At 68.5% G+C, this 13,872-nt stretch carries 15 protein-coding genes; 11 read left to right on the top strand and 4 right to left on the bottom strand.

Going from position 1 to position 13,872, the window contains the following annotated elements; all coding sequences use genetic code 11:
- A complete protein-coding gene (locus RCH12_RS06775) occupies nt 1–2,265 on the top strand; it encodes a glycoside hydrolase family 3 N-terminal domain-containing protein (protein WP_327016415.1) in 2,265 nt (754 codons plus the stop codon).
- A gap of 67 nt (nt 2,266–2,332) precedes the next feature.
- On the opposite strand, the gene RCH12_RS06770 is transcribed toward RCH12_RS06775, so the two are convergent.
- Nucleotides 2,333–2,539, bottom strand: coding sequence for a hypothetical protein (locus tag RCH12_RS06770; protein WP_327016414.1), 207 nt, complete (start codon nt 2,537–2,539; stop codon nt 2,333–2,335).
- Between the two features lie 111 nt (nt 2,540–2,650).
- Between RCH12_RS06770 and RCH12_RS06765 the strand changes: the two genes are divergently transcribed.
- From RCH12_RS06765 to arfB, 6 genes are all read left to right on the top strand, one after another.
- Nucleotides 2,651–3,301, top strand: coding sequence for an endonuclease domain-containing protein (locus RCH12_RS06765; protein ID WP_327016413.1), 651 nt, complete (start codon nt 2,651–2,653; stop codon nt 3,299–3,301).
- Nucleotides 3,302–3,400: 99 nt separating this feature from the next.
- The gene (locus tag RCH12_RS06760) at nt 3,401–3,889 is read left to right on the top strand and encodes a hypothetical protein (RefSeq protein WP_327016412.1); all 489 of its coding nucleotides are present in this window, start codon (nt 3,401–3,403) and stop codon (nt 3,887–3,889) included.
- A gap of 9 nt (nt 3,890–3,898) precedes the next feature.
- The gene (locus RCH12_RS06755) at nt 3,899–4,606 is read left to right on the top strand and encodes a histidine phosphatase family protein (protein WP_327016411.1); all 708 of its coding nucleotides are present in this window, start codon (nt 3,899–3,901) and stop codon (nt 4,604–4,606) included.
- Nucleotides 4,607–4,615: 9 nt separating this feature from the next.
- Nucleotides 4,616–5,161, top strand: coding sequence for a DUF3090 domain-containing protein (locus tag RCH12_RS06750; RefSeq protein ID WP_103432341.1), 546 nt, complete (start codon nt 4,616–4,618; stop codon nt 5,159–5,161).
- A 2-nt stretch (nt 5,162–5,163) separates the two neighbouring features.
- The gene (locus RCH12_RS06745) at nt 5,164–5,931 is read left to right on the top strand and encodes an SCO1664 family protein (RefSeq protein WP_327016448.1); all 768 of its coding nucleotides are present in this window, start codon (nt 5,164–5,166) and stop codon (nt 5,929–5,931) included.
- A 65-nt stretch (nt 5,932–5,996) separates the two neighbouring features.
- Nucleotides 5,997–6,419 carry an alternative ribosome rescue aminoacyl-tRNA hydrolase ArfB gene (gene arfB, locus RCH12_RS06740; RefSeq protein ID WP_327016410.1) on the top strand — a complete coding sequence of 141 codons (423 nt, stop codon included), beginning with the start codon at nt 5,997–5,999 and terminating at the stop codon, nt 6,417–6,419.
- Between the two features lie 6 nt (nt 6,420–6,425).
- Here the strand turns inward: arfB and RCH12_RS06735 are convergent, their stop codons facing one another.
- Together RCH12_RS06735 and RCH12_RS06730 are read right to left on the bottom strand one after the other, a co-directional pair.
- Complete coding sequence (locus RCH12_RS06735; protein WP_327016409.1) at nt 6,426–7,088, bottom strand: alpha/beta hydrolase family protein; 663 nt, start codon at nt 7,086–7,088, stop codon at nt 6,426–6,428.
- A 10-nt stretch (nt 7,089–7,098) separates the two neighbouring features.
- Entirely contained in the window at nt 7,099–8,049 is a 951-nt protein-coding gene (locus RCH12_RS06730; RefSeq protein WP_327016408.1) for an NAD(P)-dependent alcohol dehydrogenase, read from the bottom strand.
- A 98-nt stretch (nt 8,050–8,147) separates the two neighbouring features.
- Between RCH12_RS06730 and RCH12_RS06725 the strand changes: the two genes are divergently transcribed.
- From RCH12_RS06725 to RCH12_RS06710, 4 genes are all read left to right on the top strand, one after another.
- Complete coding sequence (locus tag RCH12_RS06725; protein WP_327016407.1) at nt 8,148–8,750, top strand: J-domain-containing protein; 603 nt, start codon at nt 8,148–8,150, stop codon at nt 8,748–8,750.
- 588 nt (nt 8,751–9,338) lie between these two features.
- Nucleotides 9,339–10,883, top strand: a complete 1,545-nt coding sequence (locus RCH12_RS06720; RefSeq protein ID WP_327016406.1) for a hypothetical protein — start codon at nt 9,339–9,341, stop codon at nt 10,881–10,883.
- Complete coding sequence (locus RCH12_RS06715) at nt 10,883–11,485, top strand: hypothetical protein (RefSeq protein ID WP_327016405.1); 603 nt, start codon at nt 10,883–10,885, stop codon at nt 11,483–11,485. Before RCH12_RS06720 ends, RCH12_RS06715 begins: the two co-directional genes overlap by 1 nt.
- Before the next feature lie 85 nt (nt 11,486–11,570).
- A complete protein-coding gene (locus RCH12_RS06710) occupies nt 11,571–12,272 on the top strand; it encodes a DNA alkylation repair protein (protein ID WP_103432333.1) in 702 nt (233 codons plus the stop codon).
- Between the two features lie 37 nt (nt 12,273–12,309).
- On the opposite strand, the gene RCH12_RS06705 is transcribed toward RCH12_RS06710, so the two are convergent.
- Nucleotides 12,310–13,746, bottom strand: a complete 1,437-nt coding sequence (locus RCH12_RS06705) for an ATP-binding protein (protein WP_327016404.1) — start codon at nt 13,744–13,746, stop codon at nt 12,310–12,312.
- Nucleotides 13,747–13,872: the final 126 nt, after the last annotated feature.

Genomic DNA, 13,872 nt, shown 5'->3' with positions numbered 1-13,872 from the left:
GTGAGCGCAGTCGTCACCCCGTTCGTCCCGTACCTCGACCCGACCATTCCCCTCGGCGACCGCGTCGCCGACCTGCTCGGCCGTATGACGGTGGAGGAGAAGGTGGGGCAGATGATGCAACTGGATGCCCGGGACGACATCGACGATCACGTGCGGGCCAAACACGTTGGCTCGGTCCTGCACGCCTCACCGGAGCGGCTGATCCAGGCGCAGGCGCTCACCGCCAAGACCCGGCTGCGGATCCCGCTGATCGTGGGGGAGGACTGCATCCACGGGCACTCGTTCTGGATCGGCGCCACCGTCTTCCCCACCCAACTGGGCATGGCCGCCTCCTGGGACCCGGACCTGATCGAACGGGTGGCCAGGGCCACGGCCGTCGAGGTCGCTTCGACCGGCATCCACTGGACCTTCTCACCGGTACTCTGCATCGCCCGTGACCTGCGCTGGGGCCGGGTCGGCGAGACGTTCGGCGAGGACCCGCATCTGATCGGCGAGCTGGCCTCGGCTATGGTGCGCGGCTACCAGGGTGACGGGCTGAGCGACCCGACCGCGATCCTGGCCACCGCCAAGCACTTCGCCGGCTACTCGGAGACCCAGGGCGGCCGGGACGCCAGCGAGGCCGATATCTCGCAGCGGAAACTGCGGTCCTGGTTCCTGCCGCCGTTCGAACGGGTGGCCAGGGAGGGCTGCCGCACGTTCATGCTCGGCTATCAGTCCATCGACGGCGTGCCGATCACCGTGAACGACTGGCTGCTGAACGACGTGCTCCGCGGCGAATGGGGCTACACCGGCACCCTGATCACCGACTGGGACAACGTAGGCCGGATGGTGTGGGAACAGCAGGTGCAACCCGACTACGCCCACGCGGCCGCGGCCGCCGTGGCGGCCGGGAACGACATGGTGATGACCACCCCGGGGTTCTTCGCCGGCGCGCTCGAAGCCATCGAGCTGGGCCTGCTGGCCGACAGCGATCTCGACGCCGCCGTCTCGCGCATCCTCACCCTGAAGTTCGAACTGGGCCTGTTCGAGAACCCCCGGCTGCCCGACCCGGAGGTGCAGCGTTCGGTCATCGCCAGTGCCGAGCACACGGCCCTGAACCTTGAGATCGCCCGCCGCTCGGTGGTGCTGCTGCGCAACGACGGCGTGCTGCCGCTGCCCATCGGGGGGTCCGCGGCGAAGAAGGTCGCCGTTGTCGGGCCGCTGATTGACGACGCCCAGACCCAGCTCGGCGACTGGGCCGGCTCCTCGGGCCAGGCCGGCTGGCTGCCGGATGGCCACCCACGGCACCAGATCACGACGGTGCTCGATGGGCTGCGCGAGCTGCTGCCTGCGGAATGGCTGCTGACCCAGGCGCGTGGCGCCGACATCCTGCGACAGGTGCCGGATCCGGCCGGGGACTTCTTCCCCGACGGACAGCCCCGGCATCCGGTGGTCATCCCCTGCGAGCCCGACGCCGACCTCATCAGTGAGGCCGTATCGGCCGCGCGGGCGGCAGACTACGTGGTGGCCGTCGTCGGCGACCGGATCGAGCTCGTCGGCGAGGGCCGCTCAACCGCGACGCTCGAACTGATGGGCGGCCAGATCGCTCTCTTGGATGCTCTGGCGGCGACCGGCACCCCAATGATCGTGGTGCTGATGGCGTCGAAGCCTCTGGTGTTGCCGGCTTCGGCGTTGAACGCGGCGGCGGTGATCTGGGTCGCCAGCCCCGGTATGCAAGGTGGCCGGGCAATTGCCGAGGTCGCGCTGGGCCTCACCGAGCCATCCGGCCGGCTGCCGATCTCGTTCGCCCGGCACGTGGGCCAGCAGCCCACCTATTACAACCAGATCCGCGGGCAGCACGGCGACCGCTATGCGGACCTGACGCAGGACCCCGCCTACGCCTTCGGTGAAGGACTCTCGTACACCCGGGTTGAGTACTCCGACCTGCGGTTGCAGCAGACCGAGCTGACTCGGGCCGACACCGTGACCGCCGAAGTCACCCTGCGCAATGCCGGCGAGCGGCCGGTCGTGGAAACGGTGCAGGCCTATGTGAGCGACCGGGTCACCTCAGTGAGCTGGGCGGAGAAGGAGCTCAAGGCCTTCAGCCAGGTGGCTCTCGCTCCGGGGGAGACGGTCACGGTTTCCCTTGATGTACCCGTGGCCGATTGCAGCCTGGTGGATGCGCGCGGCGACCGGGTGGTGGAAGCCGGCGAGTTCACGCTTCTGGTGGGCCCGTCGTCGCGCGCCGAGGTGCTGCTGGCGGCGGACTTCCGGGTGATCGACTGACCGCGCGCACGGAATAAGGACAAAGTGCCCAAATAAGGACGCCACGTCCGATTCCGTCCTTTTTACCTCACTTGGTCCTTATTTCGGGGTGCGGGCTCATCGTGACGTGTGCACAGGGGCGGTTCTGGGCCAGTTGTGTCCAGGCGAGAAGATTCTGGGCGAGCTGGGGGATGCGGGCTACGACACTGGGCGCATGGAACTTGACATCTGGCTTGCCCAGCACGGGGGTATTGCGCACTCCGAGCAGGCCGTACGCGCCGGCTTCACGCGTCATGCGATCAGGCACAGTATCGCCAGAGGTGAGTGCGCCCGTGTTCGGCGGAATTGGCTGGCTCTGCCTTCAGCCCCGGCCGATCTGCGCGCCGCGGCTGCTCTCGGCGGGCGGGTGGCGTGCCTCAGCGTGGCCCGGCGACTCGAGCTGTGGAACCTCGCTGACGGGATGAACCACGTCAGCGTGGTGAGGAATGCCGTGGTACCGGCATCGAGCGCCCTGCGGGTGCGCTGGGGAGCCGGACCGATTCCCGTGGCCCGGTTCTCTCTGGTGGAACCGGTCGAGAACGCCCTTGTGCACATCGCCGAGTGCCAACCGTTCGAGAACGCCCTCGTCGTCTGGGACTCCGCCCTGAACAAGAAGCTCGTGACGGAGGCCTCGATCGCGAGGCTTCCCCTGCGAAGCGCCGCGGCCCGCGCCGCGCGAGCGGTCGCGTCGGGGCTCGCAGATTCTGGTCTGGAGACGCTGCCAGTATCCCGGCTGGCGGCCAGCGGCATCCGGGTGAATCAGCAGGTCATGCTCGACGGCCACAGGGTCGACAGGCTCATCGGAGACCGGCTGGTGCTGCAGACCGATGGCTTCAGCTTCCACTCCACGGCCGAGCAGCGGGGGTCCGACATCGCTCACGATCGGCGGCTCGCTCTGCTGGGCTACACGGTCTTGCGCTACGACTATCGGCAGATCCTGTTCGACTGGCCACGGGTCGAGGCGGAGATCCTCCACGCTATGGCCCAAGGCCTTCACCTCGCCCAGCGGCAAAGCTGAGTCGGCGAGCCTCGGTAGGCTGTGAGTCAACATACGGGGGAACGCATGGAGTCGACGGCATTGTCGGGGGCGCGACGCCAGCGCACAACGAGGACATCCATGCGGCGCTCGCTGGTCGCGCTCGGCATGGCGCTGGGCGTCGCGACGATGCTGTCCTCGTGTTTCCTCCCCACGGCCAGGCCCCAGGCATCCGAGCCGCCCGCGGAGCCCGGAATCAGCCGCGAGGCCGCCGGAGAGCTCCTCAACGCGGTGCCGGGACTCAGGCTCTCCAGCGTCGGTTCGCACATTTCTGGTCTGAGCTATGAGGTCGTCGTGGAGGTTTACGTCGACGACGAAGCATCGATCCTGGCCGAGGGCGTGCTGGACTACGTCTTGCGGGTCGGTTGGGCAACCGAGGTGTCCAACGAGCCCAACCAAATCAGCCTAACCGTGCGGTACAACGGCACCACGCTGGACCTTCAGGATGAGGGAAACGCCATCGCCGGCGTCGACCAACCGGCAGCCTCAGGCCTGTACAGCGTGCACTTGAATCCGGCGGAGTACCTCGGCGACTGGCCCGGCGCCGTGCCCACCCCGCCCGCTGTCTAGGCTGTAGCCATGGCCACTGTCATCCTCGTGCGGCACGGCCGCACCACCGCAAACGCCACCGGCCTGCTGGCCGGACGCACCCCCGGGGTTCTGCTCGACCAGATCGGGCGGGACCAAGCCGTCGTCACGGGGGAGCGGCTCGCCGCGGTGCCGCTGGTCGGAGTGGTCTCCAGCCCCCTGGAACGCTGCCGCGAAACCGCGCAGCACATCATCGACCGCCAGAGTGGCACGCTGCTGACGCCGATCGACGACGAACTCTCCGAGTGCGACTACGGCGACTGGCAGGGCCGCACCCTCCAGGACCTGTCGGCCGAGAAGCTCTGGTCGGTGGTGCAGACCCAGCCGTCCGCCGTCACCTTCCCGAACGGGGAAGCGATGGCCGCGATGCAGGCCAGATCGGTCGCCGCGATCCGCCGCCTGGATGCCGCCTTCGAGGCGGAACACGGACCCGGCGCGGTCTGGGTGGCGGTGAGCCATGGCGACATCATCAAGTCGATCCTGGCCGACGCCTTCGGCATGCACCTGGACCTGTTCCAGCGGATCAACGTGGGTCCGGCATCCGTGTCGATCGTGCGGTACGGCAGCAGCCGGCCGACCGTGCACGCCACCAATACCGACGCCGGGGACCTGTCCTGGCTCGCGGCGAGCGCCCCCACGGCGGACGCCCCGGTCGGCGGCGGGGCGGGTCATCAGGCTCCGCACCCATCGCGCGCCTAAAATACTCGCATGCCTACAATCGTCCATGAGTTCGCCTGGCCGGATCGTGTCGTCGTCGGCACCGTCGGTCTGCCCGGCTCCCGCACCTTCTACCTGCAGGTGCGCACCGGCGCCCAGATCGTCAGCATCGCCCTGGAGAAACAACAATCCGCGCTGCTCGCCGAGAAGATCGACGAGATCCTCGACCAGCTGATTGCTTACGAGGGCAACCCCTTCAGCATCCCCACCGGCACCCCCATCGAACTGGTCGACAACGACCCGTTGGAGCCCGTCGACGAGGAATTCCGCACCGGCTCGATGAGTCTGGGCTGGGATCCGACGACGGTGCAGATCGTTCTCGAGGCCTTCCCGATCGTGGACGAAGACGACGACGAGCTGCTCGACGTCGCTGCCGTCGAACCGGCCGAAATGCTGCTGGTGCGGATGCCCGTCGGCACCGCACGGGCGTTCGCCACACGTACCCGCGAGGTGGTGGGCGCCGGCCGGCCCATCTGCCCGCTCTGCGGCTATCCCATCGACGCAGACGGGCACACCTGCACCCTCCCCGGCGCGTGAACATGCCGGACGCCGACCTCGTCGACGGTGACCTCGAACTCACCGGGCGGATCACGACGGCGTCCAACGCGACATTCCTGGGCAGCATCGACGGCGTCACGGTGGTTTACAAGCCGATCGCGGGGGAGAACCCGCTGTGGGACTTCCCCGACGGCAACCTGGCCAGCCGGGAGGCGGCGGCGTACCTGGTCTCTGAGGCGTTCGGCTGGAACGTCGTGCCCCGCACCTGGCTGCGGGACGGCCCGATGGGCCCCGGCATGGCGCAGCTCTGGCAGGAGCGGGACCCCGGCCAGGATGCCGTGGACCTGATCCCGGCCGAGGCCATGCCTGAGCAGGGCTGGCGGCACGTGCTCGACGGCCAGGACGAGCAGGACCGGCTGGTGTCACTCATCCACGAGGACTCCGTGGCACTGCGCCGGATGGCCGTGTTCGACATCATCGTGAACAATGCCGACCGCAAGGGCGACCACATCCTGGCCATGCCCGACGGGCACCGGCACGGCGTCGACCACGGGCTCACCTTCCACGCCGACCACAAGCTGCGCACCGTGCTCTGGGGGTGGCTGGGCGAGGAGCTCAGCATCGACGAGCTGGCCGGGATCGACAGGGTCAGCGCCCATCTCACCGCCGGGCTCGGGCACGAACTCGCCGGCCTGCTCACTCCCGCCGAGATCGTCGCCCTGACCGCCCGCTGCGACCGGTTGCGCACCGAAGCCCGCTTCCCGGCCCCTGAGGGCCGGATGCCCGCGGTGCCCTGGCCGCTGTTCTGACGGTCCCGGCCACCGATTCCCGCAGAACGGCGCCGACCGTGCCCACATCGTGGGACCCTTGAAGCATGGATCTCGAGGTATCGCCCACGCTCACGATTCCGGCGACGGAACTCGGGTGGCGGTTCTCCCGGTCGTCCGGCCCCGGCGGGCAACACGTGAACACCTCGGACAGCCGCGTGCAGGTGTCTTGGAGTGTCGTCGAGTCTGCGGTTCTCACCGACGAGCAGCGGATGATGCTGCTCACCCGACTCGACCGGCGCCTGATCAACGGGGTGGTCACCATGGCCGCCTCCGAACAGCGTTCCCAGCTGCGCAATCGCGAGATCGCGCTGACCAAGCTCGCGGAGCTCGTGGCCGCGGGCCTGGCCCCCGACGGGCCCAGCCGCCGGGCGACCAAACCCACCCGGGGTTCCGGCCGCCGGCACCTCGCCGCCAAGCAGCAGCGCTCGGCGACGAAAGCCCAACGGCAGCGGCCATCCGCTGAGTAGCGCCGCCTAGGCCACGCTGGCGCGCACGAACCCGGCGACCACCGGTGCAAGCCCTGCCCCCACATCGGCGGCCGGGCGCTTGGCGCCCCGAACCTCGAAAGAGTGGTTCGCCGCGTCGATCAGCTCGAGTGTCGCCGTGCCGATTCGATCGAGCACCGGGGTGAGTTCGTCCGGGGCGGCGAACGGGTCACGCGTGCCCTGCACGAACAGCATCGGCCGGTCGATCCCGTACAGGTGCTCATCGCGCAGCTTCTCCGGCTTGCCCGGCGGATGCAGCGGGTAACCGAGAAAGACCAGGCCCGCTGCCGGCATGCCGGCGGCCACCGCCATGGACGCCATCCGCCCGCCGAAGGACTTACCGGCCGCCCAAACGGGCTGACCCGCCGACCGGGCAGTCGCAGCGTCCATCGCCGCCCGCCAGGCGGCGATCGCCCGGGGCGCCCGGTCGGGGAGCCGGCGGCCGGCCTCCCGGTACGGGAAATTGAACCGCAGGGTCGCCAACCCGGCGGTGTTCAGCGCCTCGCTGAACCCGACCAGGAACGGATGGTCGAAGCTGGACCCCGCTCCCGGTGCCACGACAAGCGTGGCAAACGCGTCCGCCGGTCGGGTGAAGGCGGCCGACACCGTCCCGTCCTCCACCACGATGCGCATATTCTCCGTCGACTGCATGGGTGTCCGCCTAGCCGGTGACGACGATCTTGCCGAGAGCACGTCCCTCACCGAGGTAGGCGAGCGCCCGTGCCGCCTCGTCGAGCGGAAAGGTGCGGTCGATGTTGATGCTCAGCTCGCCGGCGACACACCGCTCGGCGACGGGCTCGAAGTAGGCCGGACCTTCCCTGGCGATGAGCAGCCCCAGCCGGCGCCCGGTCACCAGGCCGAGCGCCGCGCCGACGGTCACGACCCGCAACACGCTGCGCACGGTGCCGCCGACGCAGAGGTATCGACCGCCGCGGGCCAACGCCCGACGGTAGGCGAACACCGACCGGTGCGCCACGAGGTCGAGGATCAGGTCGAACGGTTCCAGCCGGGTGAAGTCCGAGGTGGTGTAATCGACGACCTCGTCGGCGCCGAACCCGCGCATGAAGTCGAGCTTTCGCGCGTTGTCCACGCCGGTCACGTGCGCTCCGGAGCGTTTGGCCAGCTGAATCGCGAACGACCCCGACCCGCCACCCGCCCCGTTGATCAGCACGCGCTGTCCGCGGCGAACACGGGCGGTTCCCTGCAGCGCGATCGCTCCGGCCTGGGGCAGGGTCGACGCCTCGGCGAAGGTCAACTCCGCAGGTTTGTGGGCGAGGGCCGAGACCGGTGCCACAGCGAACTCGGCGAAGCCGCCCAACAGACCCATGTTGTCGCCGTACACGTCATCATTCACGCGGAACCGGGTCACGCCGGAGCCGACCGCGGCGACCCGCCCGGCAATGTCGGAGCCCAACACCCGGCGCCGGGGGGCGCGCAACCCGCCGATCCTGGCGTACCCCGGGGAGCCGGTCAGGCCCTCCCAGTCGGACAGATTGAGGGACGTCGCGGCGACCTCGACAAGCACCTGGTTCGGGCCCGGCGAGGGCTTCGGGATCTCCTCGACCCTGAGCACGTCGGGCGGCCCGTACCGGTCGTAGACAACGGCCTTCACAGTGGTCCGCCTTCGAGCGCGCGGCGCGGGTGTCGGAACATGCCGGTCAGTGTACGCGGAGCGGCCCGTCAGCGTGTGGGTGAACCTAGGCTGGTGTCATGACTGGTCCACGCGAACCCAGCGATACGCCGCTCAATGTGGCGCGGTACAAGATCAACCGCGAGATTCCCGCATCCGAACGCCCGGAGGCCGAGCCGGACACCAACGAGGCCGGCCAGGCCATGATGGATGCCCGCGCCCAGTACGTGGAGATCTCGATCCAGCAGGCGATGCGTCGCGGTGACTTCGACAACCTGCCCGGCACGGGCAAACCGATCCCGGGCCTCACCGCCCCGTACGACCCGGACTGGTGGATCCGCCAGAAGATCGAGCGTGAGCAGATCACCGGACTGGGTCCGGCTGCCCTCACCCTGCGCTCCGAAGACGCCGGACTCGACGCCCGCCTCGACGCCGTGGTCGCCGAGCGAGCGGTGCGGGAGATCCTCGACGACTTCAACCGGCGCGTGATCGACGCCCGCCGGCAGCTGCGCGGCGGCCCGCCCGTCGTCACGGCGCTTCGCGATGTCGACGCGGAGGTTGCCCGCTGGCAGGAACGCCGCACCGCTGCCCGCATCGAGCGGGACGCGGCGCGGGAACGCCAGGAGGCGGCGCTGGCCGCGATGACCTGGCGGGAACGCCGCCGGGCCAAACGCGAGCGTTGAGTCCCGGCCGACGTCTGCCCGCTGGTCGACGCCAGGGAATGATGCAGCAGACCGGGACGTCCCCCACACTGGGGCCCGAACGCGACACACAGGGCCGGGTCTGTCAGTAGGCTGACTTCAACGGCGGGGCGGGGGCACTGTGTCAGGTTTGCAGGTGAGCGAGTCTTTGCTCCACAGATTGACGACGACGGTAACTCAGGCTGCCGATGCGATTCGGGCTGACCCTGGATTCGGTTCGGCCGACTCCTCCGTGCAATCCGCTGTGGTCGGCGATGCGCTCTCGTCCGGCCTGGCCCAGCAGTCAGCGCGGAGTGCCCTCCTCGCCGATCAGGTGAGCGACCTCGGGGCTTTCCCGGCAACCGCCGCCCGGGAAATGCTGGCCGCCGACGCACGACTCGCGGCGGGAGCTGACCGTCGATGACGTGGGCGCGAGAGAATCCGGGTGCGGGGGAGCCGTGGGGCATCCGGGACCAGGCCAACCGACGCACCAGCCGCTCAGATGACCTGCGCGCAGTGCAAGGCACCTTGGCCTCGGCCAGGATCGACGCAGGGAGCGCTGACTGGACGGCGAAGTCGCGTGACGCGTTCGTGGCCCACCTGGATGCTCTGGGCCCCAGTCTTGACCTTCTGATCCAAGGACTGGATACGCATGCCGCTGCTCTGCAGCGTTACGCCGGCGAGATTGAGCAGATCCAAGACCAACAGAGCGTGCTCGCACACCAGCGCGGCGATGCGCAGATCCTGCTCGGCAACCACGAACGGCAGCGCTCCAACCTCGCCGTGGGCGACGGGCTCTGGCTGGTGGACCAGTCCCAGGTCGGCGAACGGTCCCGGTTGGACGATCTGATCGACTCGGACCTCTCGATACTGCGCAATTGCGAAGCCCAGTGGGAAGACCTCGTCGCGCATCGGCGGGCCGCTGATTCGATGTGCGCCCAACACTTGAGTTCGGTCCAGGCGTTGGGGCCGCTCGCCGCTTTCACAGCCACGGCCATCCGGTTCGACACCTCGACGGAACTGTTGTCCCGATTCGCGACCCTGAGCTCCGCCGACCTGCAGGTGCTGCTGGAACTGAACCCGGAACTTGTCGGCCGCTTGCAGAAGAACCCGCCGAGCGCTCACGTGGTGGCGGAGTGGTGGAGTGCGCTCGCAAGCGACCAGCAGCTTGCCCTCGCTGCGGGCGCGCCCGAGGTTGTCGGCGGGCTCGACGGGGTGCCCTGGGACGTGCGGTTCTCAGCCAACCGTGCCAACATCGCTGCCGCCCAGGACGACCAGGATGCCGTCGTCGCCGGTCTTCGCGAGGAGATCTCCGCACTCCACGCTAAGCCGAACCGAGGGGACTCCCAGGCCGGGGTGGCTCTCGCGAGCGCCCTCGCCGCGGCGATCGCTCGAGCAACGACCCTTCGGGATATGGGGTCGAGCGCCCGTCAGGTGCTTCTGTTCGACCCAGCCGGTAACGGCCGCTATGCGGAAGTCCACGGAACGCTGAGCGCGGAAACCACAAACGTCGGGATAATCGTGAACGGCACCACGCTCGCCATGGATACCGTCCTTCAATACGACCACAGGGCCGCCGATTTTTACGATAAAAGCGTTGCCGAGGACACCGACCTGGTGACCATCACCTGGATGGGCACGGACTTCCCCGACTGGGAGACCTACGTCACCGGCGACATCGAGGGGATGGCCGACGAAGGCGGGGCACGGCTGGCCCAGTTCGTCAGGGGAGTGGACGAGATTGCGACCGTCGCCGGCCAACCGTCGCCTGGCATCGGGGTTTTCCTGCACAGCGCGGGAGGCCTCATCGGAGGGAGCGCCGAGAAGATCGGGATGCCGGCCGACTACATTGTGCACATAGAGAGCGCCGGGGCGGGCCCTGGCGTGACGTCCATCCAGGACTATGCCGAACCGAACAAGGACAGATTTGTCATGACCGCCCCGGGGGATCCCATCCAGCTGACTCAGGGCACACGCGAAATGGGTGTTGATCCCGACGGTCTCGAAGGAGTCACCGTCCTGGACTCCGGGCGCACGGCGACCTTCGACCCTGGGGCTCACGACGGTGTCTTCGTGCGCGGAACCGATGCGTGGAACGAACTGTACGACGTCCTCACGCTCGAGGGGCGCGACTGATGCTCACATCGACGCCCGTCTCGCGGGCCGGCGTACGCACGAACACTCTGCTCCTCATCGGTGTCGCTGCGGTGCTTGCGCTGTCTGGATGCTCGCCGGACGGTGTCAGAACCGACCTGACGTTGTTGGACGCGGCTCTCCTGACCCAGGACGAGGTCACGTCCATAGTCTCTGACGTGCCGGTCGAGTGGCTTGTCGGCGATGACGAGTTCACGCCGACCAACAATTCCTCCTACTGCGGTTCAACCATTGACGCTGGTCCGAGGGGCAGCGCCACGTGGACGTTCGCGGTCTTCTACGACCTGACCGAACCGGTGTCCAATGACACGCTTCTGACCCTGCTGGCGCCGGTGGGTGACCAGTGGGTGCTGCGGCCGTCGGACGACAGTCGCACCGGAGCCCAGAAGAGGGATTACGACTACGACGGGCCCGACATGTCAGTGAACGTCTTCCTGAACGGCGAGGATCCGACCGCTCCCCGAGTCGCCGTCAGCGCGACAAGTCACTGCGTCCTCAACGGCGACACCGGTCCCGGCACGTTCCCGACACCGAAGCCCAGTAACCTCCCGCCGGCCGTTCCCAGGAGTGACGCAGTCGAATGAGCGCACGGGGCACTGGGTCAAATTTGCCGGAGAGGCTTCGCACCGCGACCCTCCACTCTGCCGAGACCGGTGGCATCCTGACTGCATGACGGACGAGACCACCGCTGCCCACTTCCAGAGGAGCCTGGTGGCCCTGGCCACCCCGGAGCAGCAGCAGAAGTACACCCGGTACTTCCCGGGCGACGACTCGTTCATCGGCGTACGGATGGGCGACGTCTTCGCCCTGGCCGGCCGGGCGCTCGCCATGCCGGTGCCGGACATCGAGACGCTGCTGGAGAGCCCGACCCACGAGGTGCGGGTCGGCGCGTGCTCGATCATGGGCAAGGCGGCGACGCACCGTAAGACCGGCGTCGAACGAAGTGAGGAGCTCTACGAGCTGTGCCTGCGCCGCCACGACCGGATCGACACCTGGGATCTTGTGGACCTCGTCGCGTATCAGGTGGTCGGCGGCTGGCTCATCGACAAGCCACGTGACCCGCTCTACGCCCTCGCGGCGTCGTCGTTCTGGCCGGAGCGCCGCACCGCCATCGTCGCGACAGCCGCATTCCTGCGCCGGGGCGACATCACCGACACCCTGCAGCTGGCGCGGATTCTCGGCAGCGACGAGAACGACTACGTGCAGAAGGCCACCGGCTGGATGCTGCGCTACCTCGGCGACGTCGACCGGGACGCGCTCCTCGGCTTCCTCGACCAAAGCGCAGCCGGCCTGCCGAGGCTGACCCTGCGCGCCGCGACCGAGAAGCTCGACAAGCCGGTACGAGCCGGTTATCTGGCCCGCGAGCTGTGAAAAGAGCCCCAGAGTTTTCGGTTTTTCGGGGCTTTTCTCACGGTTCGCGGGCCTGGCGCAGGGGCACGGCCACGTCGGCGCCGCCCTCCCGGGTGAGACGAGGTCCCATGGTGACCATGGTGGGAGCGGGCACAAAACCGCCCGCGAAGAGGGCCTCGCCCTGTCGGAACCGTGACGCCCGGGCCAACATGGCGGGCGGCACGAAACCGAAGATGGTGGCGAGCTCGTCGAGGTCCACCGGAGACGTCATCTTCATCAGCGCCAGGTTGTCGCACTGCGAGATGATGCTGGGGTGCACCCGGGACGGTCGCTGGGTGGACAGCAGCAGCCAGAGGCCGAATTTGCGTCCTTCCGCCGCGATCCGCACGATCCTCTCCCGCACCGCCACGTGTAACGGGCTGGTCTGGTCGGGTGAGCAGAAGTTGTGCGCCTCGTCGATCACGATCAGGAGCGGACGGCGTTGCTCCCGTTTGTCCCACAGGTCATCGAGCACCGCCAACGCCACCACCAGCGACTCCTCGGGGTAGGCGAAGCCGCCGAGGTCGAGCACCGTGGCGTCGGGCCGGGTCTCCAGGATGTCGGTCACGGCCGCCAGGCCCTGCGCCCAGACGCTCCAGTCGGTCACCCGAAGATTCTCGGTGCGCGCCGCCAGTTCGCGCGCCGCCGCGGTGCCCCGGTCCAGCAGGCCGGGGACGACCCTCGTCGGCTCGATCAGACCCACGGTGTCCTCGATGTGCATCAGCTCGTTGTGTTCGGCACGATCATCGAGCGGGTCGAGCCGAAAGACGGCCGCCTTCGCCCGCAACGACAGGTCCAGGAACCGCACCCGGAGAGCATCGGGGGAGGCAGCCGCTGGGCGCAGCACCCGGATGTCCCGCTCGGCCAACGCCCGTTGCGCATCCGTCGTCTCACCCGCCGGATGGGCCTGCCGCATGTGCACGAAGTCCGCGTTCGGATCGAAGATCACCATGGGCAGGGCCGTGTGGATCAGCAGTTGTTCCAGCACCACCCCCAGGGCGTAGGTCTTTCCCGATCCGCTCTGCCCGCACCAGAAGGTGTGCCGGTTGAAGCGTTGGGCAAGGAGCCGGGCCTGGATGTGCTGGGAGGCCAGGAAGGAACCGATGGGCAGGGACGCCGTGGCATCGCCGTAGAGCAGTTCGGTCGTGCGGGCATCCGCCGGTCGGAGCGTGGCCGATCCGAATGCGACGGAGCGCCGGACATCGAGGTGCCGGCCATCTCCATTGAGCAGACCCAGGATGCGTCCGGAGCCGTGCGGGGCGCCGCCGATCGTGACGGTGACCTCCTCAACCTGGCCCAGCTGGTCCGTCTCCTCCTCGCCCTCATCCGTGGACCGGAGGATCACCAGACCGCCCGGCTCGAATCGGGAGCCGGTGGCGCCGACGAATTGGAAATGCCGGCCGTCGATCGACACCGCGGCGGCCTTTTCGAGTGTTGCGCTCTCAACTTCACCCATGGTGTGACCCTTCATCGGGGATTCCGGCCGGAGAATCTCGCGGCGTTCAGCGGCAGCGTAGTGCCATTTCCGGTCTCAGGGGGTCGCTGGTTTCGAAAGGCCCGACCTAGCCATCCGCCCCGCCCG

It is taken from the genome of Cryobacterium sp. MP_3.1 (assembly GCF_035984795.1).
In the GTDB taxonomy this organism is placed as follows: Bacteria; Actinomycetota; Actinomycetes; order Actinomycetales; family Microbacteriaceae; genus Cryobacterium; species Cryobacterium zongtaii.
The sequence above is the reverse complement of the archived record's forward strand: the minus strand, read 5'-3'. Positions and strand labels throughout refer to the sequence as shown.